Origin of the sequence: Nosocomiicoccus massiliensis (genome assembly GCF_002871345.2) — a bacterium.
Taxonomy (GTDB): Bacteria; Bacillota; Bacilli; order Staphylococcales; family Salinicoccaceae; genus Nosocomiicoccus; species Nosocomiicoccus ampullae_A.
Genome location: NZ_CP136964.1, coordinates 875,312 through 898,565, shown reverse-complemented (window position 1 = coordinate 898,565; position 23,254 = coordinate 875,312). Strand labels below are relative to the sequence as shown.

Here is a 23,254-nt window from a genome sequence, read left to right as displayed (position 1 = left end):
CTTTAATGTAAAAGCGATTTGCGTTAAATAGTTTTTCATCTTTTAATGCAAAATGGATTTGCGTCAAATCAGTTCCGTATATGTTAACGCAAATGCTCTAATCGTTAAATAAAAGTAGCATGCTTTAACAGAAAAGCAATTTGCGTTAAATAGTTTTTCATCTTTTAATATAAAATGGATTTGCGTAAAAGGGATAGTCCGTACGTTGACACAATTCTCGTAATTGTCAACGTAATCAGACACTCGTTTACACAAATGCGTTTTGCGTAAAATAAAGCTATAACGACGCACCCTCACCAAATAAAAAGGCCGTAGTTTCGAACTCTTATGAGTCGTTAACTACGGTCGTTTTTATTAGCTTAAAATTAAATCTGTCAGTTCTTCTTTTGATAAATTACCGAAGTAATAGTTTAAATCGATTTCTGCTAATCGTTCTAATAGATCTTCTCGTTTTACTTTTGTGCCGATTAAGTGCGCGCTCACGTCGTCGATTTGTCCTTGACCGAAGAAGTCACCGTAGATTTGGCATTTGTCGATACGACCTTCGACGATTTCTAAACTGATATCAATCGTTCCAGCTGTCGTACGGCCATCTCTTTGATAACTATAGTTTGGAGAGTTACCATAGTTCCAGTCCCAGTTTTTATATTTCTTTTCGACGAGTTCATCGATTTTCTGCCAGTCTTCGTCAGTTAGTTCGTAGCGTTTTGCTTCATCTACAGATTGAATATTGAGAAGTTCTTTAATGATGAGGTCTTTAAATTCATCTGTCGTAACATTTTGAAGTTCTGGTTTTAAATGTTCGCGAATGCTCGTTACGCGACTTCTTACAGATTTAATACCTTTTGATTCGATTTTCTTTTGATTCGGATTTAATGACTCAAGCATACGTTCAGGGTGAATGTCGAGTAGTAGAGAGAAACCACCATATACGCGTCCGTTTGATTTTGTCATCGCTGCACCAGATACTTTTTTACCGTCTATTAAAAGATCGTTTCTTCCGCTTTGCTCGACATTTTTAACTCCGAGATTTTTCAGGGCTTGAATGACAGGGGCGTACATTTTCTTGTAGTCACCGTATATTCTACTGTCTTCAGGGATTAAGAAACAAACGTTTACTGCACCTTCATCGACGAGTACTGCTCCGCCTCCAGTGTCACGGCGTACGACGATAATGCCGTTTTCGTCTAAATAGTCTTGGTTCACTTCTGCACGAGCGTTTTGGAAACGTCCGATTTCAATTTTAGGTTGGCAATAATACGGAAATATAATTCCTTCATCTAAAAATATATTTTCATTGACATATACTTGCATTGCGAGTGCGTATGCACCGTCGTCTACATATTTTCCGTTACGAAATGGTTCAATTAGATACATGTTGTTGCTCCTTTAAAATGTGATTTGCTTTGACAATCGTCGTTTGAATATCATCTGTTAAAGCGATCGACTGCTCTTTAATATCATCAGGAATTCGGTATGATTTTTGGTTCATCGTAACAAATTTAGCGTCTTTATTTTGACATGTGAATCGCCAAAACGGATGTTTGATAAACTGTGGCGTCGTATAGCCGACACCGATTTCTAAATAGATGACTTTTCCGGATTTATGCTCGTTAAGAAACGCTTCGTATCGCGCTTTTTGCTCGAAGAAGTGTGGACTTTCGACCATGCCTTTTTCGGCGTTACGTTTGTTAATCTCTAACTTTGCGTTACATTTTGGACAAAACGGAATTAGGTCGTATGGTACTTTCATATCTTGTTGTTGTTCGACCATTTTTAACATCATTTCGTCATCTCGGTACGTCTCGTTATGGCAAAACTGACTACACTGCATTAACGCATATTCACCTTGATAGTAGAATACTTTATCCATATCATAGTCTGCTTTATAAAAAGCGTTATCTGCGTTTGTCGTAATGACAAAGTACGGTGTATGTTCGAGCATTTCTTTAAGTGCTACATACGATTTACCGACCGGTTGATCGATATAATTTAGCTTGACGAAGCGACTTTGAAACGCCCAATACTCTTCAGTCGTCGGAAAGTCAAAAAGACTCGCTTGTAACATGTCGAACCATCCGTACTTTTCAATAAAATCTGGAAAGTTCTTTTTAAAACGGTCACCGACATAAGTGAAACCATCTGAAGCAGACATCCCAGCGCCGACACCAACGACGACAGCATCCGCATCTTTTATGAGTGAAGCGAGCGTTTCACTGTCTGAATTTGTGTTGTAGTTCCAAGTAGACATAGTATTTCCTTTCTAACGTAATATGTTCTTATATATCATTTTATCTTCATCGGAGAATACGTTAAAGATGACTTTTATATTAGAGTTTGTTTCTTTTAAATAATCTTTGACTGTTTTTATTGCGATTTCAGCAGCGAGCGGTTTAGGGAAGCGAAACACCCCTGTAGAAATACTACAAAATGCGATGCTCTCTAAATTGTGCTCATCTGCTAATGTAAGAACACTTTTATAACATTGTTTAAGTAAATCTTGCTGCATTTTTGAAGGGCCATCACCTTTAATGTACGGGCCGACTGTGTGAAATACGTATTTTGATGGTAAGTTATAAGCGTCTGTCATTTTCGCGCGACCGACTGCTTCTTTACGACCTTGTGCTTCCATAATTTCGTGACATTCATAGCGTAGCTGAACACCAGCTTTCGTGTGGATGATATTATCAATACACGCGTGGCCTTTTATAAAGCAGCCGAGTAAATCAGCGTTTGCTGCATTCACAATACCATCAACAGCGAGTGTTGTTATATCGCCTTTAAACATATAGATTTGTCTTTCAACTTCTTCTAAATCTTTAAGATGAACAACCGTGTCGTTAATTGACTTTAAAAACTCATCTTGGATGCGTAAATATTTCTCAGGTAAAGGCTTCGGCTTACGCACGTTGACGAGTTCACGGTATAACGTAAATGCATGTTCAAAATCTCTTGCAGATGTGTGCGCGATATTTTGTTCATCTTGTAAATAATGTATTAAATCATTTACTTCGTTTAGTCTCATAACATAAAACCCTCTTTACTAGAAAAAAGCTTACAATTAAAAATTGTAAGCGATCTAACATTATTGTGCGTCGTCTAACGCATTAAATGCATCTTCATCGACGTCTGTCAGTTTTACAACCCAGCTTTCGTTTGCGTCTGAAGCGTTTAAAATTTCTGGTGTGTCGATTGCTTTTGTATTTCGTTCAACGACTGTCCCAGCAAGTGGTGACATTAAGTCTAATACTGTTTTAGAACCTTCTAATTCAAGTAGTGAGTCGCCTTTTTTAACGACGTCCTCTTTACTGAACTGAACGTATCCAACTGTTCCGATATCGTCTTGAAGTTCAGGCGTTAACACTAATGTATAAGTGTCTCCATCTTTATCAATCCATAAGTAGTTTGCTGTTTTTCTCATAAAAAACATCCTTTCTAAATTTTCGAATTTATAAATTAAATGCCTCGTGTATTAACGTGAGTGCATGTTTTCTATTGTTAAATCCTGGCATTAGCGGAATGATGAGTAATTCATCAGCTGAAAGTTCGTTTTGAATATCCAATAGCTTTGCTTTTACCGTTTCTTTTGACCCGACGACCATACGTGTCCGGTTGGCTTTCATACGCTTCAGTTCATCATCTGTATAATCATAGGCTTTCGCTGTTTCTACAGATGGGAAGTATTCGAACTCGTTAAAGTTATTTTTACCGAGTAGCCATACGTCTAAAGCATTCGCGAGTGTCTCGGCTTTTTCATCCGTATCTGAGATGACGACGAAAACTGCTGCAATAGTGACAGGTGTTTCGTTCGTTTTTGACGGTTGAAACATTTCTTTAAATTGCTTTATTGCCCGTCGTCCAGTTGGTATTTTATCGGTAGATGCATACGGAAATAACCCGAAAATATACCCGACACCGAGTTTCGCTGCGAGTTTCGCTGAACGTTCACTCGTACTTAGCATCCACATAGAAGGCGCTGAAGAAGTTTCAGGGTGAACGGTAATGTTTGACGCATTAGTTAAATGTTGTTGCAACGTATCGATATGATGTTCGTAGTCAAAATCAGCTTTTTTCGTATCCATTGCACGTTGTACTTTAGCTGTACCGAACGTATTACCAAAGCCTAAGTTCACACGTCCACAGTGAAAAGCTTCTAACATACGAAAGTTTTCTGCAACTTTTAACGGACTGTAATGCGGCAACATAACACCAGCTGAACCAATTTGAATGTCGTTTGTTTCATCGAGTAGTTTCATCATCAATAGTTCTGGTGAACTGCTTGCAAATGATTTTACATCGTGATGCTCTGCGACGAAGAATCGACTGAAATTTAATGCTTCAGCATGTTGAGCGAGTTCGATTGCTTCTTTCACTGCAGTTACTGCATCTTTCCCTTCATCAATCACTGCGTAATCAAGGACGCTTATTTTAACGATGATTATCAATCCTTTTAAATTAAAATTAATGTATGAAGCATATATAATTATAGTCGCACTGAATTTTATAGTCAAAGAAAGCATATGGTATGCTAGAATGACAAACTTACAATTAAAGGAGTAAGAAAATGAACGAAAAATACGAACCGCTATTTGAACCATTTCAACTGCCGAATGGTGACGTCATTGATAACCGTTTTGTATTGTCTCCAATGATTACAAATTCATCGACTAAAGACGGGGAAGTAACGACTGAAGATGTCTTATATCACGAACGACGCAGCAAGTCTGCGCCGATTCTCGTAACAGGGGCTGCGTATATCGAACCGTACGGTCAACTGTTTGAATACGGGTATAGCGTTGCAGATGATAAAAAAATTGAAGGATTAAAAAAACTCGCACAAGCGATGAAACAGTCTGGTGGAAAAGCGATATTACAACTCACACATGCTGGACGTTTTTCTAACCAAGCAATTTTAGATTTAGGCGTCGTTTATGGACCGAGTTTGATGGAGTTAAATGTGCCAGTAAAACACCAAGTGTTGCCGATGTCTAAACGTAAAATCGACATGGTGATTGATAATTACCGCGAGGCAACTAAGCGCGCAATTGAAGCGGGATTTGATGGTGTTGAAGTATCAGCTGCACAACGATTACTCATTCAAACATTTTTCTCTAAATTTTCAAATGAGCGTGACGACGAATATGGTAGTAAAACGTTAGAAGACCGATCACGATTTGGTTTAGAAGTATATCAAGCTGTTGCAGATGTTATTGAAACTCACGCGCCAAAAGACTTTATGCTCGGCTTTAGAGGGACACCTGAAGAAACAAGGGGTAGTGACGTCGGTTATACAGTTGAAGAGTTTTTACAATTCGTAGATGCACTCGAATCTATTCGACCGCTCGACTATTTAGCAATCGCAAGTTGGGGTCGAAACATTTATAAAGCGACGGTCCGTGCACAAGGTGAAAACGAAGGTGAATACGTCAATAAGATTGTCTATGATCACGTGAAAGGGAAAATCCCACTTATGGTTACTGGAGGTATTAACACGCCAGAAAAAGCACTAGAAGCATTACAATTTGGCGATATGGTCGGAATGTCGAGCCCATTTATTACCGAACCAGATTTCGTAAATAAGTTAAAAGCAGGTCACGAATCAGATATTACACTTCAGTTTGAGATTGACGAGTTAGAAGACTTAAAAATTCCACGTGCAGCTTTTAAAGACATCGTTAGAATGATGGATTACGGCGAAGGGCTACCAAAAGAGACGCGCGATGAGTTAAGACGTATGGCAGAAGATAAAGAATAAGAAATTTCTTGGGAAATATTTAATCTACACGAAAGTAGGAGTCGTATGGAGCTATCCATTGAAAAATTAACCGTTCAATTTAATACGTTTTTGCTCAATATCAATGAACTTCATTTTAATGATGGGTTAAATATCATTATCGGGGGTAACGGTAGTGGGAAAACGACGCTTTTAAATGGTTTAATCGGCTATCAATATAGTGAGAGAGATGTATTGTTTAACGATGCACCGTTTCATTTAAAAGAGCACGTCACATATATCCCGCAACTTTTAAATCGCCCTGACATGACAGTTAAAGACTTCGCCGAGTTAACGAGTCAAAAAAGTAGCGATGATTTACTGAAACGTTTTTCTTTATACGATTTAAAAGATACATCTGTATCTCATATTTCGGGTGGGGAGTTTAAGCGTGCGGTATTTGTCCAAGCAGTGTTAGAAAATAAACCGATACTTATCTTCGATGAACTTGAAGAAGGACTCGACGTCAAATATAAAAAAGAGATGTTTGACTATATAAAAGAATTATCAAAAGAAAAAATCGTTATTATGAACGTGCATGATCTCACGCTCGTATTACAATATGCAGATAAAGTAATCGGAATGAAAAAAGGTGAAGTCGCATTTACGACTTCACCAGAATGTATCACAGAATATAATTTAACGAATATCTTTAACGTACCACTCGAAATTATTGAGTATGGCCGTAAGCGACTTATTGTTTTGTAACTAAAATCGCACCGATTGCACCACTATATTCACCGTTTTCGATGATGTGTGGTTTTATTCCTTTTAGTGAACCGTAGCTATGAATGACACCTTGCATGACATCGTTATCTTTTAATGTCGAACCAATGAGTACTAAATCATTCGTTTTAAATCCTTGAGCGAGCGTCACGCCAAATGAAATCGCACCTTCAGCGACCATTCCGATGACAGATGCAAGTTTATCTGCAGCTGAAGCGGTCGTATGATGGTGTGGTTCTACGCGTGCAAAGTTACTTGCAGTGAGTTCAGGAGTTAACGGTTTTGGTACAGGACCGTCTTTAAATATGTGCTTTACTTTTAAATCTAACGTATCACGGTTTCCTTTTTTTGCTGTTTCTACGATTTCATCAAACGTTTCATAACCTGTAAGTAGTTGTGATAACCCCATTAACGTACCACCACCGATACCAGTACCACCGACGCGGCGCTGAGCGTTATTTTCGACGACGTGAAAACTCGTTCCCGTTCCGATGTTTAAGTATACGAAGCGATCTAAATGGATATTTTGTTGTTCCATTAAATAAGTAAGCCCTGTATACGCTGCGTCGAATTCAATTTGTAAATGCGACTCGTGCTTCACATGTTCTGATATGTATACACTGCCGCCTCCAGTTAAGTATAGTGTGACGTCTTCTTCGTCGTTTAGCTCTTGAATGAGCATATCTACTTCAGTCGTTGGACGGCTACTATATTCATATGTACCATCGTCATACATTTTGACGACTTTCGTTAACGTACCACCCGCATCAATTCCTATTTTCATCGTTATCCTCCATATAAAATAAACTTAGCACCCTCTATTATATGGGTGCTAAGCAATTATTGTAAACTATTAAAATTGTTTATGTTCTTCTTTTGCGTTGTCACTGTGTCGGCGTCTTGCGAGTGCTTTGTTTGGCTCTCTTCGCATACTCTTAATAACACTAAATATCATTAAGATAAGAACGATCGCAAACGGTAGACCAGCGAGTAAGCTTGCTGCTTGTAAACTTGTCAGTCCACCAGCTAAAATCAGTGCGACTGTTAATACTCCGAGTAATACTCCCCATAACACTTTCATGCGTATCGGTGGATTTTCAGTATCACCAAGACTCATTCCAGATACGATAAACGTTGCAGAGTCTGCAGACGTTACTAAGAATAAGAAGATGAGTAAAATCGCAACGATTGACGTTAACGTTGTAAATGGCATCGTATTTAATAACTCAAATAATGCGCGTGTTTCATCTTGTTGAACGATTGACGCGATATCTGTGTTTTTAAATAAGTCAGAGTAAATCGCAGTTCCTCCGAGGGCACCAACCCATAAGAATGATAAAATCGGTGGGACGATTAAAATACCAGCGACGTATTCACGAATCGTACGACCACGTGATACACGTGCGACGAATGAACCGATAAATGGACTCCAAGCAATTACCCATGCCCAGTAGAATACTGTCCATCCTCTTGTCCAATCTCTCGCGTTATATGGTTCGGCACGTAGTGAGTAACCGACATAATTCGATAAATAATCTCCGAGACCTAAAACGATAGATTCCATAATGAAGCTAAACGGACCGAAGATAATCATGAATACTGTTAAGAATAATGCGAGTACCATGTTCATCGTACTAAAGAACTTCATCCCTTTTTCTAGACCGATTACTGTCGATAAGATGAATACCGTTGTCATAAGTACCGTTAAAATAATTTGAGTGACAGGGCCTTGAGGTAATCCAAATGCGTGGTTTAACCCACCATCCATTTGTAAAATACCGAGACCGACTGACGTCGCCATCCCTGTAATTGTCGCGATAATTGCGAGCGTATCGATCGAGTTACGACCGAGTTTACTATAGTTAAATCCAAAAATAGGTTCGAGTGACGTAGAAATTAACCCGTCACGCTTTTTACGATATTGGAAATAACCAATCGCAAGTCCAGCAACTCCGAAAATTGACCACTGTGAAATTCCCCAGTGGAAATACGTATAACCCATTGCGATTCTCGCAGCTTCAGCATCTTGAATTGGGCCACCTAAAAACGGTGCTTCTACGAAGTGTTGCATCGGTTCAGCAACTCCGAAGAATACGAGTCCAACTCCAAGACCACTCGAGAATAACATACCAATCCAAGGCCAAAAGGCAAATTCTGGCTCAGAATCGTCATCACCGAGCTTAATACGACCGTATGGTGAGAGTGCTAAGAATATAAGTAACACACCAAATCCGAATACGAGAAGTAAGAAGAACCAAGTGAAGTTTTGAGAAATAAATTCATAAATTGCTTCAGAAGCTGCCTGGAATCTGCCAGGGATAACCATCGCAATAATTGATGCGACAATGATTATCGTCGCTGAAGTCCAAAAGACTGTTCCGAGTTCAAGTTTAGAGAACCCCTTACGCTTATGTTGATTCGTGTTTTTATTTGACACGATAAAATTTCCTCCTTATTGTCCAATGATTTATTATTACCCTAATCATTATGAAATAAACACTATTTTTTACGGGTTTTATTTTCAAAATATCATATGCTACACTATGAAAAATGCTTGCATTATAATAGTATTGAATGTAATATACTTTTGATTGTGCAATGAATGATATGAAAGGATATCAAATTATGAGATTAGATGAGTTTACAAAAGAAATGATCGACGAACAAGCGTTTATTGATATGGCTTATATTTACTTAGATGATTTAGAAAAAGAAACTGATTTATATTCAATTATCGACAAATTCCAAGAAATCGGTGGATATACTGAGAAAGAAATCGAAAATCGTATTTTACAATTTTATACAGACTTAAATACAGATGGTCGTTTTGTTTCTACTGAAGACGGTGTATGGGGTCTTAGAAAATGGTTCACGGTGGATGACATCAACGACAAAATTGCACCGACGGTTCATAAGTTTGAAGTCGTCGACAATGAACTTGATGAATTCGACGAACTTGACGAAGAACTTGACGATGAAGACATCGAAGATATCGACGAAGAAGACGATGAGGATATCGATGAAGCTATTGATGATGAAGACATCGACACTACGGATTTAAACATCGATGAAGGCGATACGCTCGAAGATGATTACGGTGACGGAGACGACTATTAAATTATTGACAAATTCCGTAATCGTGCTATTATTTTAATTGGGCTCCCTTATTTTAGGGATACAGTGAACGAGCTCCTTTCCAAGCGCATTTGGGAGGGAGATTTTTTTATTTATAGGAGGAATCTTACTTGACTAAGTATATTTTTGTAACAGGTGGCGTTGTATCTTCTCTTGGTAAAGGTATTACGGCTGCATCACTCGGTAGAATTTTAAAAGCACGTGGATTTAAAGTAACAGTTCAAAAGTTTGATCCATACTTAAACGTTGACCCAGGTGAAATGAGCCCGTTTCAACATGGGGAAGTTTTTGTCACAGATGATGGTGCAGAAACGGATTTAGATTTAGGACACTATGAACGATTTATCGACATTACAGTAAACAAATACTCAAGCGCTACAGCAGGTAAGATTTATTCAGAAGTGTTACGAAAAGAGCGTAACGGAGATTACTTTGGAGGAACTGTACAAGTCATTCCTCACATTACAAACGAAATTAAATCGAGAATGTTACGTAACGGTGAAAAGACAGATGCTGAAATCGTCATTACTGAAATTGGCGGAACGACAGGTGACATCGAAGGATTACCGTTTATTGAAGCTATTCGTCAGTTAAGAACACAACTCGGTAGAGAAAATGTCATGTTTATTCATTGTACGTTACTACCATATATTAAAGCAGCAGGCGAAATGAAAACTAAACCGACGCAACATAGTGTTAAAGAATTACGTGGTTTAGGTATTCAACCAGATATGATCGTCGTACGTACAGAGTATGAAATGACAGAAGACTTACGTAACAAGATCGCATTATTCTCAGACGTCAGTGTAGAAAACGTCATCGAAGCAAAAGATGAAGACACAATTTATAACATCGTGTTAAGTATACAAGATCAAAACATGGATGATATCGTCCTTAAAACATTAGGTTTAGAGAGTAAACGTGAAGCAAACTTAGACGACTGGGTACAAGTATTAGAAAACATCCGCAACTTAAATCAAAAAGTGAAAATCGGTATCGTCGGTAAGTATGTCGAACTTCAAGATGCGTATCTTTCAATCGTTGAATCTTTAAACCATGCAGGATTTGAAGAGTTAACAGAAATTGAAATCGACTGGATTTATGCAAAAGACGTAACGGATAAAAATGTCGATGAAATACTCGGTGGATTAGACGGAATCGTCGTTCCAGGAGGATTTGGAGATCAAGGTATTGAAGGTAAACTTGAAACGTTACGTTACGCACGTGAAACAGGTAAACCAGTACTTGGAATTAGTTTAGGAATGCAGTTAATGGCAATTGAAGCGGCGAGAAACATCTTAGGTATGAAAGATGCGAACTCTACAGAAATCGATCCAACAACACATGATCCAATCTTTACTTTAATGAGTGAAGATGCGGAGCTACTTGACCGTGAACATTCATTAAGAATTGGAAGCTATGACTCAGTCGTAGTAGAGGACACACTCGCTTCAAAACTGTATGGTGTGAAAGATATAAGCGAACGTCATCGTCACCGCTTTGAATTCAATAACGAATACGAAGAAAATATTAAAGACGCAGGACTTACATTCAGTGGAATGAGTGAAGATGGTAAATATAAAGAGATTATCGAAATTACAGAACATCCGTTTTATATCGGTGCAGTCTTCCACCCAGAATTTAAATCAAGACCAACAAGACCACATCCATTATTTAAAGGATTAGTTGAAGCGGCTTTAAAAGAAAAAGAAAATAACGAGCAATAATAAAACGGCGTGCAGTGCACGCCGTTTTTTGCTTTGTGGTTGCTTTTTGTTAAAATAACGCCACTGTTGTTAACGCAAAAGCGATTTGCGTAAAATAGTTTTTCATCTTTTAACACAAAAGTGATTTGCATCAAATCAGTTCCGCATACGTTAACGCAAATGCTCTAATCGTTAAATTAATGGGGCAGCCTTTAACGCAAAAGCGATTTGCGTAAAATAGTTTTTCATCTTTTAACACAAAAGCGATTTGCGTAAAAACAGTTCCTCGTACGTTAACGCAAATGCTCTAATCGTTAAATTAAGAGAGCGTGCTTTAACACAAAAGCGATTTGCGTGAAAACAGTTCTGGATTCGTTGACGCAAATGACCCAATCGGATCTAATCGTTAAATTAATGGGGCAGCCTTTAACACAAAACGGATTTGCGTAAAATAGTTTTTCATCTTTTAACACAAAAGCGATTTGCGTCAAATCAGTCCTGCATACGTTAACGCAAATGCTCTAATCGTTAAATTAAGAGAGCGTGCTTTAACACAAAAGTGATTTGCGTGAAATAGTTTTTCATCTTTTAACACAAAAGCAATTTGCGTGAAATCAGTCCGGCATACGTTAACGCAAATGCTCTAATCGTTAAATTAACGAAGCACCTTTTAACGCAAAACGGATTTGCGTCAAATAGTGACTCAAAGCCTAAGTAAAACTATCCTATTCATACTTCGGATTCGTCATTTCTTCGATGAGAATATATAAATGATAATAGATGAATAAAAACGCCGTGCCATATGGGTTTAACACACGATCAAAGTCCGGCATCGGTACGAGTTTTCGCTTCGAAGATAAATCGATGAAGTGATGCTTTTCTTCGAGTTCCGCTTTATTATCTTTATTTGTATTTGAAACTAAGACGTAGTCGATAAACTCGTCGTCGAGTTGATCGACGAATGCTTTTACTTCTTCTGTATATTCTTTTGTGATGATTAATAGACGGTCTGGTGTTGTGATATCTTCGATGGAATGGAACGGTTGAATCGATGGGATACGTTCGTCATTGTGTAAAAAATAATCTTCAAAAAATGTGGCTTCGTTAAATGACTTTAATAATATGTTCCCTTCAGACATCGTTGCTTGAGCGAGTAATCGTGCAGCGATTTCTATTTCTTCTTCTTGATTTTCTATCGTGTTAAACACATTTGTCATTTGTGTATGTAGTATTTTATCCATAGTAACTCCTTTAGTTATATCGTTTAATATATCGTATCATGATGTATTCGTTGAAGAGAGAGAAATACTTATTTATAATGACAGTATATATGTGAAAAGGGGAACATAAAAGAGATGAAATATTTTATTGATACAGCGAATATGAATGAAATAGAAGAAATATATAAATGGGGCGTATTAAGTGGTGTAACGACAAATCCATCACTTGTCGCTAAAGAAAAAGATATATCGTTTCACGATCGTTTAGTTGAGATTTGTGAACTTGTCGATGGGCCTGTGAGCGGTGAAGTTATTTCACTAGAAGCTGAAGGTATGATCGAAGAAGGTCGCGAACTTGCTAAACTACATAAACATATCGTCGTTAAAATTCCGATGTGTGCTGAAGGTATGAAAGCTGTAAAAGTGTTATCTGAAGAAGGCATCAAAACGAACGTGACGTTAATTTTCAATACGGTACAAGCGTTAACAGCAGCGCGTGCTGGTGCGACGTATGTGTCACCGTTTATCGGTCGTTTAGACGACATCGGTTTAGACGGATTACAGCTAATTGAAGATATTCATGATATCTTTTTCATCCACGATATTAACACAGAGATTATCGCCGCTTCGATTCGTAACGAAGGACATGTACACGGTGCTGCATTAAGAGGTGCGGACATCGCAACGATTCCATTTAAAGTGCTTAAAAAGTTAACGAATCATCCTTTAACAGATAAAGGAATCGAGCAATTTTTACAAGACTGGAATAACCAGTAAACCGAAGACACACAGGAGTGGAAGACATGGAACAAGTCATTCAAATAAACGGGGGTCACACACTTTCTGGTGAAGTGTATGTGAGCGGTGCTAAAAACAGTGCCGTCGCACTCATTCCAGCTACATTAATGGCGAGTAGCGGTGAAGTGACGTTAAAAGGACTGCCGGATATTTCTGACGTGAAAACGTTAGTAAGTATACTAGAAGATTTAAATATAAAAACGAAGTTATCAAATCATACACTTACAGTCGATGCTGAAGATGCTGTTAACGTTCCACTAGCAGATGAAAAAGTAGAATTATTACGTGCATCATACTATATGATGGGCGCGATGCTTGGACGCTTTAAAAAAGTAGTCATTGGTCAACCAGGAGGATGCCATTTAGGCCCGAGACCAATCGATCAACATATCAAAGGGTTTGAAGCACTCGGAGCGACAGTTAAAAATGAGCACGGTGCACTGCACATCGAAGCAGAAGAACTCGTCGGTACAAAAATTTTCTTTGATATCGTGAGTGTCGGAGCGACGATTAACGTAATGCTCGCAGCGACGATGGCAAAAGGGCGTACAATTTTAGAAAACGTTGCGAGAGAACCAGAGATTATCGATGTGGCAACACTGTTAAATAAAATGGGCGCAAACATTCGCGGAGCTGGGACAGAGACGATTCGTATCGAAGGTGTTGGGCATTTAAATGGTGCGGCGCATACGATTATCCCGGACCGAATCGAAGCAGGATCATATATTTCACTCGCTGCCACAATTGGAGATGAAGTGAAAGTTAGAAACGTGATTCCAGAACATTTAGACGCGTTGTTTTCTAAACTAGAAGAAGCGGGTGTTGAACTTGAAATAGACGATGACGACGTCATCGTGAGACGTCCTAAAGCATATAAAGCTATAGAAATTAAAACTCAAGCATATCCAGGATTTGCGACAGATTTACAACAACCGATTACACCATTATTATTTTTAGCTGAAGATACGAGTAAAATTACTGAAACCATTTATCCAGCACGTTTTAGACACATCGACGAACTACGCCGTATGAATGCGCACGTTGAAAATAGAGGCGGTTCTGTCTTTATTCATCCTTCAAAATTAAATGGTGCAGACGTATATGCATCGGATTTACGTGCAGGATTTTGCTTAGTCGTTGCTGGTCTATTGGCAGAGGGGACGACGAGAATTCATAATGTTCACCATATCATGCGCGGGTATTCAAATATTATCAAAAAATTACAGCAACTAGGTGCACATATTGAATTGATAAATAGAGAGTAAAATTACTCTCTATTTTATTTTAAACTGTTTATAATGGTGTGTTATAATTATCTATGATAAAAACCGAGGGGGAAACTATAGATGGAACGTAGTTTATCAATGGAATTAGTAAGAGTCACAGAAGCCGCAGCACTTGAAAGTGCAAAATGGGTCGGTAAAGGGTTAAAAAACGAAGCGGATGACGCTGCAACGACAGCCATGCGCCACGTATTTGATACGATCCCAATGAACGGAACTGTTGTGATTGGAGAAGGCGAAATGGACGAAGCACCGATGTTATATATTGGTGAAGAGTTAGGAACAAAAGAAGGTCCAGATATTGATATCGCAGTAGACCCTCTCGAAGGTACGACAATCGTTGCTGAAGGTGGCTGGAATGCATTAACAGTTATTGCAATCGCAGACCGAGGTAATTTACTGCACGCACCAGACATGTACATGGACAAAATCGCAGTCGGTCCTGAAGCAAAAGGTCACGTCGATTTAGATGCGTCAGTAACAGAAAACGTTAAAGCAGTCGCAAAAGCAAAAAATAAATCAATCGAAGAAGTAACAGTTACATTACTTAAAAGAGATCGTAACCAACACATTATCGATGAAGTGCGTGAATTAGGTGCGCGTATAAAATTCGTTGAAAACGGAGACGTTGCAGCAGCAATTAATACTTGCTTTGACTACACTGGTGTCGATATTTTATTCGGTTCAGGTGGTGCACCAGAAGGTGTAATTGCAGCAGTTGGTATCAAAGCACTTGGCGGAGACTTCCAAGGACGTCTCATGCCTAAAGACGCTGAAGAAGAAGCACGTTGTAAATCGATGGGTGTCGATCCAAAAGAGAAGCTTCTATTAGAAGACTTAGTAAAAGGAGACGACGCAATCTTCGCTGCAACGGCAGTGACAGATGGTGAGTTAATGAAAGGTGTGCAGTTTAAAGGGGACTACGTAAATACGTCTAGCCTTGTCATGCGCGCTAAATCAGGAACAGTTCGTTTCATCGAAGGTAAACACTCAATGAAGAAAAAACCTAAAATGGTCGTTGAAGATAATTAATCGTTATATTTTTAAAGTCTAGGATATTTTATCTTAGACTTTTTTATTCGTTTTAATTTATGAGAATGTTACTGTATAATAATGACTGACTTAATAGGCAACAGTGAATTTTTAAATAGAAGAGAGTGTAACATATGTCAGAAGAAACTGAAAAAGTACATGAAGGCATGAAATATGAAACGTTTGACGCGTTATATAAAAATAATACGACGAAAGATTTAACAGCGAGAGCGAAAAGTTTAAACGTTCAAAACTATAGTAAATTAAACAAAAAAGAACTTGTTTTAGCAATATTAGAAGCTGAGATGGAACAAGATGGTAACTATTACATGGAAGGTATTTTAGATGATATCCAACCAGACGGTTACGGCTTTTTAAGAACGGTGAACTATTCTAAAGGTGAAAAAGATATTTATATCTCTGCGTCACAAATTCGTCGCTTCGAATTAAAAAAAGGTGACAAAGTTACTGGTAAAGTTAGAAAACCAAAAGACAAAGAAAATTATTACGGATTACTACAAGTCGACTTCGTAAACGATAATAACGCTGAAGAAATTAAAAAACGTCCTCACTTCCAAGCGTTAACTCCACTTTATCCTGATACAAAAATTACGTTAGAAACGAATTCAAAAGATTATTCGACGAGAATTATGGATTTAATTACGCCGATTGGATATGGACAGCGTGGTTTAATCGTCGCGCCACCTAAAGCAGGTAAAACATCGATGTTAAAAGAAATTGCTACTGCGATTACTAAAAATTCTCCAGATGCAAAGCTTTTTATTCTCTTAATTGGTGAACGTCCAGAAGAGGTTACGGATATCGAGCGCTCTGTAGAAGAAGCTGAAGTCGTGTACTCGACGTTTGACGAGCATCCACAACATCACGTTAAAGTTGCAGAACTATTACTTGAGCGTTGTAAGCGTCTCGTTGAAATGGGCGAGGACGTAATCGTATTAATGGACTCTATTACGCGACTTGCACGTGCGTATAACTTAGTCGTGCCGCCTTCAGGGCGTACGTTATCTGGTGGACTAGACCCTGCGTCACTATTTAAACCAAAAGCATTTTTTGGTGCAGCGAGAAATATTGAAGCGGGTGGAAGTTTAACGATATTAGCAACCGCACTTGTTGATACGGGTTCAAGAATGGATGATATGATCTACGAAGAGTTTAAAGGTACAGGTAACATGGAGTTACACTTAGATCGTAATTTAGCAGAACGTAGAATTTATCCGGCGATTGATATTAAACGTTCAAGCACGCGCCGTGAAGACTTATTATTAGAACAAAAAGAGCTTGAAGTTTTATGGCAACTTAGAAACTTATTTACAGATAAGCATGACTTTACAGAGCGTTTTATTAAGACGATTAAAGAAACGAAATCAAACGAAGACTTCTTTGAAGTACTACGTAAAAAGATGATTGAATCTAGCAGAACTGGAAAACCGTTTATGTAAATTGTAGTGTTGATTTTTTGAAACCATCCGTGTATAATATTTTAAGTATTAGAAAAGGGAAAACCCGAAATAACTCTGTTCCAGATGGTTCAGGGCAAAGGAGATGTGTTTTATGAAACAAGATATTCATCCAGCATATCACAGAGTAAATGTTATCTGTGGTTCATGTGGTACTGAATTTGAAACAGGCTCAACTTTAGAAGAAGACATTAAAGTAGAAGTGTGCTCTAACTGTCACCCATTCTACACTGGACGTCAACGTTTCGCAGCTGCGGACGGACGCGTAGAGCGCTTCAACAAGAAATTTGGTTTCAAATCTCAAAACAACGAAGAGTAATCGATATAAGAGCTACACAGATACGTTCTGTGTAGCTTTTTTTGTACCGTAAATAACAAGGTAACGTACATAATTTATGATATAATTAACAAGAATCTAGAAGAAAAGGACGAAGGATATGTTTGATCAACTCGATATATTAGAAGATAGATACGAACAACTCAATGAACTGCTCAGTGATCCAGATGTAACTAGTAATCCGGATAAGTTAAGAGAGTATTCAAAAGAGCAAAGTGATTTATCAGAAAAAGTAGAAGTGTATAGAGAATATAAATCACATAAAGAAACGATTGCCGAGTCTAAAGAAATGTTAGAAGAGTCAGACGACCCGGAAATGAATGAATTACTAAAAGAAGAAATCAAAGAATCTGAAGCGTTACTTCCTGAGCTTGAAGAAAAACTTAAGTTTTTACTCATTCCAAAAGACCCGAACGACGACAAAAACGTTGTTATGGAAATTCGCGGGGCAGCAGGTGGAGACGAAGCACAAATTTTTGCTGGAGATTTATTCCGTATGTATTCACGCTATGCAGAAACGCAAGGTTGGAAAATCGATGTCGTCGATAAAAGTGCTTCTGACCAAGGTGGGTTTAAAGAAATTAGCTTCGTAATTAACGGTCACGGTGCGTATTCAAAACTAAAATTTGAAAACGGCGCACACCGTGTTCAGCGTGTCCCTGAAACAGAATCAGGTGGTCGTATTCATACGTCAACAGCAACAGTTGCGGTTTTACCAGAAGTTGAAGAAGTTGAAGTAGAAATTCGTAACGAAGACTTAAAAATCGATACGTACCGCTCAAGTGGTGCAGGTGGTCAGCACGTTAACACGACAGACTCTGCCGTACGTATTACGCACTTACCGACAGGTTTAGTCGTAACGTCACAAGATGAAAAATCACAAATCAAAAACAGAGAAAGCGCAATGAAAGTTATGCGCTCTAGAATTTACGACATGATGCAACAAGAAGCACAAGATGAATACAGTGAAAAGCGTAAACTCGCAGTTGGTACTGGTGACCGTTCAGAACGTATTCGTACGTATAACTATCCGCAAAACCGTGTGACAGATCACCGTATCGGTTTAACGATTAATAAACTCGATCAAATTATCGATGGTAACTTAGATGAAGTACTAGACTCACTCATGATTGAAGACCAAAAATCTCGATTAGAAGAGTTAAACAATGCCGAGTTTTAATATTGCTCTAAAAGAAGCGAAAAAATTATTGTCTGCAGCACGTAAAGAAACGCGCGCTGCAGACATATTATTAGACGATTTATTTTCAATGGATACGCTCAGTCTAATTTTAAACGGTCATAATGAAATGACGGATGATGATTACAAGCGATATATGAACGGTGTACAACGACTGTTAAACGATGAACCTGTTCAATATATTACGAACATACAATATTTTTACGGTAGAAATTTTTACGTGAACAACGATACGTTAATCCCAAGAAATGAAACAGAAGAGCTCGTCATGCACGTATTAAAAAACGCCGACTCAGGCGTCGTTGCGGACATTGGGACGGGCACCGGAGCAATTGGTATTACACTCAAATTAGAACGTCCTGAATTAGACGTATACATATCTGACATTTCTAAAGATGCTTTAGAAGTCGCGAAGAAGAATAAAGAAAATCTTGAAGCCGACGTTAAAATTTTAAACGGTGATCTATTTGAACCGTTCATCGAACAGGGGATTAAAGTCGACATACTCGTATCAAATCCACCGTACATTAGTGAAAAAGAACTTGAAGATATGTCATTATCTGTAAAGAAATATGAACCAAAGCTCGCGCTCTTCGCTGAAGAACAGGGTCTGTATTTTTATCGTAAAATGATAGAGTCGTTAGACGACATCTTAAATGACGGTGGGAAAGCTTTTTTTGAAATTGGTTGGAAAGAAAAAAAGGACGTGCTTGCTCTTGTTGACACATATTGGCCGAACGCTAAGCGCGAAGTTATTCAAGATATAAATGGTAATGACCGCATTTTATATATAGAGTGGGTGAAGTAATGAATACAAAAGTATGGGAAATCACATCTGAAGACGTTAACGCACCACTTACAGAGGAAACGATTGAAAAGTTGGACGAAATCAAACTAGCATTTGAATACGGAGAAATCATCGCTATTCCAACAGAAACAGTATATGGTCTCGGTGCAAATGCAAAAGATCCAGAAGCGATTATTAAAATTTTCCAAGCGAAAAACCGGCCTGGAGATAATCCATTAATCGTCCATGTACATAGCTACGAGCAAGTTGAATCGTTCACGTCTTATATCGATGATAAAGTAAAAAAACTCATGGATACGTTTTGGCCTGGACCGATTTCTTTTATCTTACCTTTAAAAGATGGGGTCATCGCTTCAAATACAGTCGCTGAAATGGATAGTGTCGCAGTAAGAATGCCGTCTCATCCAGTTGCACGAAAGATTTTAGAGTACACAAATATACCTATCGCTGCACCGAGTGCGAATTTAAGCGGCAAACCATCTCCGACAGATGCAGAACACGTGATTCACGACTTAAACGGTAGAATATTTGGTGTAGTCGTATCTGAAAAATCTGAGATTGGACTAGAAAGTACAGTGTTAGACTGCACACAGTTTCCATATAAAGTCGCACGTCCAGGACACATATCAATCGAAGAGTTACAAGACGTATTAAAAGAAGAGATTTTAGAACATAAAGATACGATGGAACGACCGATTTCTCCTGGCATGAAGTACAAACACTACGCACCACGTCAGCCGATGAGTGTCGTTGAAGGCGGCATTAACTCGAACACGAGACTTCGTGTACCTGAAGGTATAAAAAAGAATAAAGTTGGAGTCATCGCGCCAGAAACTGTCCGCCAATACATCGACAAAGACATGCAGTTTACGAGTCTTTGCAGAGACGAAGAAAGTTACCGTGAAGCGGCTAAAAATTTATATGCCGCACTTAGACATATGGACGCGTCGGATGTTGAAATCATCTATATATACGGATTTAAGCAAAATAGTGAAACTGAAGCGCTGATGAACCGTATTTATAAAGCGACAGGCAGTACTATTATTAAAGGGTGATTGCATGATTATATTTGTATGTACAGGTAATACGTGCCGAAGTCCACTTGCAGAAAGTTACGCTAAAACAGTGACGGACAGAGAAGTTGAGTCGAGAGGTTTATTTGTTACGTCCAATCAAGTCAGTCCGTATAGTGAGGAGATTATACAAAGAGAAAATTATTCGCCTTCTACGCTACCAGAGCAGTTGACTCATGAGGACACGCTCGACAATACGCTACTCGTCATGACAAAAAGTCATTATATACAAGTAAAAATGTTAAATGAGGATGCGGATGTTCATCTTTTAAGTGAGTATGTAGGTGAAAGTGGAGACGTCCTCGATCCATTTGGCGGTAATATGGATGATTACACACGTGTGTTTCATCAGATGAAACATTATATCGATAAAATAAACTGGTAATAACGAATGATTTTGAAACTGCATTTTAAGAATGTATAATAATATTTAGGAGATGATTTCAATGAAAGTGATTATCGGTTCAGACCACGGTGGATTCAACTTAAAATCAGCCATCATACAGCATTTAGAAGATAAAGGAATCGACGTTAAAGACGTTGGGCCATTCGATACAGATTCTGTCGATTACCCAGATTATGCAAAACCGGTTGCTGAAGCTGTTCAAAATAGCGAATACGACCGCGGTATTTTAGTATGTGGAACAGGTATTGGAATGAATATCGCAGCGAATAAACATAAAGGTATTCGGGCAGCACTCGTTCACGACACGTTTTCTGCACACGCTACACGAGAGCACAACAATTCAAATATTTTATGTATGGGTGAACGTGTAATCGGAACTGGATTAGCGTTAGATATCGTTGATATTTGGTTAGAAACTGAATTTGAAGGTGGTAGACATGAGCGTAGAATTGAAAAAATTGAACAGTGAGCTTACAACGATCATTCAAGAGTTAGAAGACGCTGATTTTTTCTTTTCAAATGCCTCACTCGTCATCGGATGTTCAACATCTGAAGTACAAGGAGAACATATCGGTAAACATAGTTCGATGGAAGTTGCGGAAGTGATTTTCAAAGCATTCGAACCCATCGTTGAACGATATGATATGGATGTGTTTTTCCAAGGGTGTGAACATATTAACCGTGCACTGACTACTACTAAAAAAGCAGTCGAAAGAAATCATTTACAATCACAAATTGTAACTGTCGTTCCTGACAGAAGTGCAGGTGGAAGTTTAAGTGAATATGCGTTTAATCATTTAAAGGATAGTGTCGTAGTCGAGCACGTCGATGTCGATTTAGGCATCGATATCGGGCAAACACTAATTGGTATGCATATTAAACACGTACAAGTTCCTGTTCGAGTGAATACGAAAACGCTCGGAGAAGCACAACTTACAATTGCGAAATCTCGTCCGAAATTAATCGGCGGGGAACGCGCGCATTATAACTAAATGAATTAATAAAATTTATATATTAAGGAGAGTTATCAAACATGTCTTACATTAAACAATCAGATGAAGCACTATACGAAGCGATTCAAAAGGAATTCGACCGTCAAAATGAAAATATTGAGCTAATCGCATCAGAAAACTTTGTATCAGAAGCGGTATTAGAAGCTCAAGGAAGCGTGTTAACGAACAAATACGCTGAAGGTTACCCAGGCAAACGTTACTACGGAGGATGTGAGTACGTAGACGTTGCTGAAGATCTAGCACGTGAACGTCTAAAAGAAATCTTCGGTGCAGAACACGCAAACGTACAACCACACTCTGGATCACAAGCGAACATGGCAGTGTACTTCTCGGTGTTAAACCCTGGAGATACGATTTTAGGTATGAACTTATCTGACGGTGGTCACTTAACGCACGGTGCACCGGTAAACTTTAGTGGTAAATTATTTAACATCGTAAGTTACGGTGTATCTAAAGAAGATGAAGCAATTGACTACGATGAGTTACGTGAAATTGCGATTAAAGAACAACCTAAACTTATCATCGCTGGTGGTAGTGCATACGCGTTACAAATCGACTTTAAAAAGTTCAGAGAAATCGCAGATGAAGTCGGTGCGTACTTAATGGTAGACATGGCTCACATTGCTGGTTTAGTTGCAGCTGGTCTACATCCAAACCCAGTTGAGTACGCAGACTTTGTAACTTCAACAACACATAAAACATTACGTGGACCACGTGGTGGAATTATTTTAACTAAAAAAGAACATGCGAGAAAGATTGATTCAAACATCTTCCCTGGTATTCAAGGTGGACCGTTAATGCACGTAATTGCAGCAAAAGCTGTTGCATTTAAAGAAGCATTACAACCTGAATTTAAAGCATACCAAGAGCAAGTGATTAAAAACGCAAAAGTACTTGCAGAAAAATTACAAGAGAACGGTTTAAGAATCGTTTCAGGACGTACTGAAAACCACTTAGTGTTAGTAGATACAAAAGTATTCGGCTTAACAGGTAAACAAGCAGAAGAAGCGTTAGATAAAGTTGGTATTACAACAAATAAAAATACTATCCCATTCGAAACAGAATCACCATTTGTAACGAGTGGTTTACGTATGGGAACACCTGCGATGACAACACGCGGATTTAAAGAAGCGGAAATGGAAGAAGTTGCAGACATTATCATTGAAACATTAACAAAAGAAAAGAACGGAGAAAGCTTAGACGGAATTCACGACAGAGTCGTTCAGTTAACTAGTAAATATCCGTTATATGACCACAAATAGGGAGAG

24 protein-coding genes are annotated in these 23,254 nt (G+C 38.4%); 16 read left to right on the top strand and 8 right to left on the bottom strand.

What is annotated here, in order from left to right; translation table 11 throughout:
* Window positions 1-354 precede the first annotated feature (354 nt).
* Genes CJ229_RS04815 through CJ229_RS04795 form a run of 5 tightly spaced genes read right to left on the bottom strand, consistent with a single transcriptional unit; the run spans window position 355 to window position 4,511 of the window.
* Window positions 355-1,377, bottom strand: coding sequence for a lipoate--protein ligase (locus CJ229_RS04815; RefSeq protein ID WP_102167622.1), 1,023 nt, complete (start codon window positions 1,375-1,377; stop codon window positions 355-357).
* Window positions 1,364-2,251 carry an SIR2 family NAD-dependent protein deacylase gene (locus CJ229_RS04810; protein ID WP_102167621.1) on the bottom strand — a complete coding sequence of 296 codons (888 nt, stop codon included), beginning with the start codon at window positions 2,249-2,251 and terminating at the stop codon, window positions 1,364-1,366. Before CJ229_RS04810 ends, CJ229_RS04815 begins: the two co-directional genes overlap by 14 nt.
* Window positions 2,252-2,263: 12 nt before the next feature.
* Window positions 2,264-3,025 (bottom strand): protein-ADP-ribose hydrolase, encoded by a 762-nt coding sequence (locus CJ229_RS04805; RefSeq protein ID WP_102167620.1) that lies wholly within the window; start codon window positions 3,023-3,025, stop codon window positions 2,264-2,266.
* A 60-nt stretch (window positions 3,026-3,085) separates the two neighbouring features.
* The gene (locus CJ229_RS04800; RefSeq protein WP_068130215.1) at window positions 3,086-3,421 is read right to left on the bottom strand and encodes a glycine cleavage system H family protein; all 336 of its coding nucleotides are present in this window, start codon (window positions 3,419-3,421) and stop codon (window positions 3,086-3,088) included.
* Window positions 3,422-3,449: 28 nt separating this feature from the next.
* Window positions 3,450-4,511, bottom strand: coding sequence for an MsnO8 family LLM class oxidoreductase (locus tag CJ229_RS04795; protein WP_317846511.1), 1,062 nt, complete (start codon window positions 4,509-4,511; stop codon window positions 3,450-3,452).
* Window positions 4,512-4,564: 53 nt separating this feature from the next.
* On the opposite strand from CJ229_RS04795, the gene CJ229_RS04790 reads away from it, so the two are divergent.
* Window positions 4,565-5,755, top strand: coding sequence for an NADH-dependent flavin oxidoreductase (locus CJ229_RS04790; protein WP_070457052.1), 1,191 nt, complete (start codon window positions 4,565-4,567; stop codon window positions 5,753-5,755).
* Between the two features lie 45 nt (window positions 5,756-5,800).
* On the top strand, window positions 5,801-6,481 hold the full coding sequence (locus tag CJ229_RS04785) for an ATP-binding cassette domain-containing protein (RefSeq protein WP_068130219.1): 681 nt from the start codon (window positions 5,801-5,803) through the stop codon (window positions 6,479-6,481).
* On the opposite strand, the gene coaW is transcribed toward CJ229_RS04785, so the two are convergent.
* Together coaW and CJ229_RS04775 are read right to left on the bottom strand one after the other, a co-directional pair.
* On the bottom strand, window positions 6,468-7,283 hold the full coding sequence (gene coaW / locus CJ229_RS04780; protein WP_102167619.1) for a type II pantothenate kinase: 816 nt from the start codon (window positions 7,281-7,283) through the stop codon (window positions 6,468-6,470). The two genes, CJ229_RS04785 and coaW, sit on opposite strands and share 14 nt — an antisense overlap.
* Before the next feature lie 69 nt (window positions 7,284-7,352).
* Entirely contained in the window at window positions 7,353-8,936 is a 1,584-nt protein-coding gene (locus tag CJ229_RS04775; RefSeq protein WP_083286840.1) for a BCCT family transporter, read from the bottom strand.
* A gap of 188 nt (window positions 8,937-9,124) precedes the next feature.
* Between CJ229_RS04775 and rpoE the strand changes: the two genes are divergently transcribed.
* Both rpoE and CJ229_RS04765 read left to right on the top strand, forming a co-directional pair.
* Entirely contained in the window at window positions 9,125-9,616 is a 492-nt protein-coding gene (gene rpoE, locus CJ229_RS04770) for a DNA-directed RNA polymerase subunit delta (protein ID WP_068130226.1), read from the top strand.
* A 128-nt stretch (window positions 9,617-9,744) separates the two neighbouring features.
* Complete coding sequence (locus tag CJ229_RS04765) at window positions 9,745-11,361, top strand: CTP synthase (protein WP_102167618.1); 1,617 nt, start codon at window positions 9,745-9,747, stop codon at window positions 11,359-11,361.
* A 704-nt stretch (window positions 11,362-12,065) separates the two neighbouring features.
* Here the strand turns inward: CJ229_RS04765 and CJ229_RS04760 are convergent.
* Entirely contained in the window at window positions 12,066-12,581 is a 516-nt protein-coding gene (locus tag CJ229_RS04760; RefSeq protein WP_102167617.1) for a DUF2529 family protein, read from the bottom strand.
* A 114-nt stretch (window positions 12,582-12,695) separates the two neighbouring features.
* Here CJ229_RS04760 and fsa point away from each other — a divergent pair, with 114 nt between their 5' ends.
* From fsa to glyA, 12 genes are all read left to right on the top strand, one after another.
* A complete protein-coding gene (fsa, locus tag CJ229_RS04755; RefSeq protein WP_102167616.1) occupies window positions 12,696-13,337 on the top strand; it encodes a fructose-6-phosphate aldolase in 642 nt (213 codons plus the stop codon).
* A 26-nt stretch (window positions 13,338-13,363) separates the two neighbouring features.
* Window positions 13,364-14,623: a UDP-N-acetylglucosamine 1-carboxyvinyltransferase gene (locus CJ229_RS04750; protein ID WP_070623354.1), complete on the top strand. Its 1,260-nt coding sequence runs from the start codon at window positions 13,364-13,366 to the stop codon at window positions 14,621-14,623.
* Window positions 14,624-14,704: 81 nt separating this feature from the next.
* Window positions 14,705-15,673, top strand: coding sequence for a class II fructose-bisphosphatase (gene glpX / locus CJ229_RS04745; protein ID WP_040928312.1), 969 nt, complete (start codon window positions 14,705-14,707; stop codon window positions 15,671-15,673).
* Window positions 15,674-15,840: 167 nt separating this feature from the next.
* On the top strand, window positions 15,841-17,133 hold the full coding sequence (gene rho, locus CJ229_RS04740; protein ID WP_068128769.1) for a transcription termination factor Rho: 1,293 nt from the start codon (window positions 15,841-15,843) through the stop codon (window positions 17,131-17,133).
* Window positions 17,134-17,245: 112 nt separating this feature from the next.
* Entirely contained in the window at window positions 17,246-17,470 is a 225-nt protein-coding gene (gene rpmE / locus CJ229_RS04735) for a 50S ribosomal protein L31 (protein WP_040928311.1), read from the top strand.
* Window positions 17,471-17,588: 118 nt separating this feature from the next.
* Entirely contained in the window at window positions 17,589-18,668 is a 1,080-nt protein-coding gene (gene prfA, locus CJ229_RS04730; RefSeq protein WP_068128570.1) for a peptide chain release factor 1, read from the top strand.
* Window positions 18,655-19,494: a peptide chain release factor N(5)-glutamine methyltransferase gene (gene prmC / locus CJ229_RS04725; RefSeq protein ID WP_102167615.1), complete on the top strand. Its 840-nt coding sequence runs from the start codon at window positions 18,655-18,657 to the stop codon at window positions 19,492-19,494. Before prfA ends, prmC begins: the two co-directional genes overlap by 14 nt.
* Complete coding sequence (locus tag CJ229_RS04720) at window positions 19,494-20,549, top strand: L-threonylcarbamoyladenylate synthase (RefSeq protein WP_068128566.1); 1,056 nt, start codon at window positions 19,494-19,496, stop codon at window positions 20,547-20,549. The genes prmC and CJ229_RS04720 overlap by 1 nt, the downstream gene beginning before the upstream one ends.
* A gap of 4 nt (window positions 20,550-20,553) precedes the next feature.
* Complete coding sequence (locus CJ229_RS04715; protein WP_070457041.1) at window positions 20,554-20,952, top strand: arsenate reductase/protein-tyrosine-phosphatase family protein; 399 nt, start codon at window positions 20,554-20,556, stop codon at window positions 20,950-20,952.
* 61 nt (window positions 20,953-21,013) lie between these two features.
* Window positions 21,014-21,442: a ribose 5-phosphate isomerase B gene (rpiB, locus tag CJ229_RS04710; RefSeq protein WP_070709205.1), complete on the top strand. Its 429-nt coding sequence runs from the start codon at window positions 21,014-21,016 to the stop codon at window positions 21,440-21,442.
* The gene (locus tag CJ229_RS04705) at window positions 21,411-21,965 is read left to right on the top strand and encodes a TIGR01440 family protein (RefSeq protein ID WP_070709207.1); all 555 of its coding nucleotides are present in this window, start codon (window positions 21,411-21,413) and stop codon (window positions 21,963-21,965) included. The genes rpiB and CJ229_RS04705 overlap by 32 nt, the downstream gene beginning before the upstream one ends.
* A gap of 41 nt (window positions 21,966-22,006) precedes the next feature.
* A complete protein-coding gene (gene glyA, locus CJ229_RS04700) occupies window positions 22,007-23,248 on the top strand; it encodes a serine hydroxymethyltransferase (RefSeq protein WP_040928304.1) in 1,242 nt (413 codons plus the stop codon).
* Window positions 23,249-23,254: the final 6 nt, after the last annotated feature.

What these genes read in the sequence shown, in the direction of transcription:
- CJ229_RS04785 (WP_068130219.1), top strand. Translation starts at nt 5,801, where the DNA reads ATGGAGCTATCCATTGAAAAATTAACCGTTCAATTTAATACGTTTTTG.
- CJ229_RS04800 (WP_068130215.1), bottom strand. Translation starts at nt 3,421, where the DNA reads ATGAGAAAAACAGCAAACTACTTATGGATTGATAAAGATGGAGACACT.
- CJ229_RS04715 (WP_070457041.1), top strand. Translation starts at nt 20,554, where the DNA reads ATGATTATATTTGTATGTACAGGTAATACGTGCCGAAGTCCACTTGCA.
- coaW (WP_102167619.1), bottom strand. Translation starts at nt 7,283, where the DNA reads ATGAAAATAGGAATTGATGCGGGTGGTACGTTAACGAAAGTCGTCAAA.
- CJ229_RS04805 (WP_102167620.1), bottom strand. Translation starts at nt 3,025, where the DNA reads ATGAGACTAAACGAAGTAAATGATTTAATACATTATTTACAAGATGAA.
- CJ229_RS04790 (WP_070457052.1), top strand. Translation starts at nt 4,565, where the DNA reads ATGAACGAAAAATACGAACCGCTATTTGAACCATTTCAACTGCCGAAT.
- CJ229_RS04750 (WP_070623354.1), top strand. Translation starts at nt 13,364, where the DNA reads ATGGAACAAGTCATTCAAATAAACGGGGGTCACACACTTTCTGGTGAA.
- CJ229_RS04705 (WP_070709207.1), top strand. Translation starts at nt 21,411, where the DNA reads ATGAGCGTAGAATTGAAAAAATTGAACAGTGAGCTTACAACGATCATT.
- prfA (WP_068128570.1), top strand. Translation starts at nt 17,589, where the DNA reads ATGTTTGATCAACTCGATATATTAGAAGATAGATACGAACAACTCAAT.
- fsa (WP_102167616.1), top strand. Translation starts at nt 12,696, where the DNA reads ATGAAATATTTTATTGATACAGCGAATATGAATGAAATAGAAGAAATA.
- CJ229_RS04810 (WP_102167621.1), bottom strand. Translation starts at nt 2,251, where the DNA reads ATGTCTACTTGGAACTACAACACAAATTCAGACAGTGAAACGCTCGCT.
- CJ229_RS04720 (WP_068128566.1), top strand. Translation starts at nt 19,494, where the DNA reads ATGAATACAAAAGTATGGGAAATCACATCTGAAGACGTTAACGCACCA.
- glyA (WP_040928304.1), top strand. Translation starts at nt 22,007, where the DNA reads ATGTCTTACATTAAACAATCAGATGAAGCACTATACGAAGCGATTCAA.
- CJ229_RS04815 (WP_102167622.1), bottom strand. Translation starts at nt 1,377, where the DNA reads ATGTATCTAATTGAACCATTTCGTAACGGAAAATATGTAGACGACGGT.
- rpoE (WP_068130226.1), top strand. Translation starts at nt 9,125, where the DNA reads ATGAGATTAGATGAGTTTACAAAAGAAATGATCGACGAACAAGCGTTT.
- prmC (WP_102167615.1), top strand. Translation starts at nt 18,655, where the DNA reads ATGCCGAGTTTTAATATTGCTCTAAAAGAAGCGAAAAAATTATTGTCT.
- rho (WP_068128769.1), top strand. Translation starts at nt 15,841, where the DNA reads ATGAAATATGAAACGTTTGACGCGTTATATAAAAATAATACGACGAAA.
- rpmE (WP_040928311.1), top strand. Translation starts at nt 17,246, where the DNA reads ATGAAACAAGATATTCATCCAGCATATCACAGAGTAAATGTTATCTGT.
- CJ229_RS04760 (WP_102167617.1), bottom strand. Translation starts at nt 12,581, where the DNA reads ATGGATAAAATACTACATACACAAATGACAAATGTGTTTAACACGATA.
- rpiB (WP_070709205.1), top strand. Translation starts at nt 21,014, where the DNA reads ATGAAAGTGATTATCGGTTCAGACCACGGTGGATTCAACTTAAAATCA.
- glpX (WP_040928312.1), top strand. Translation starts at nt 14,705, where the DNA reads ATGGAACGTAGTTTATCAATGGAATTAGTAAGAGTCACAGAAGCCGCA.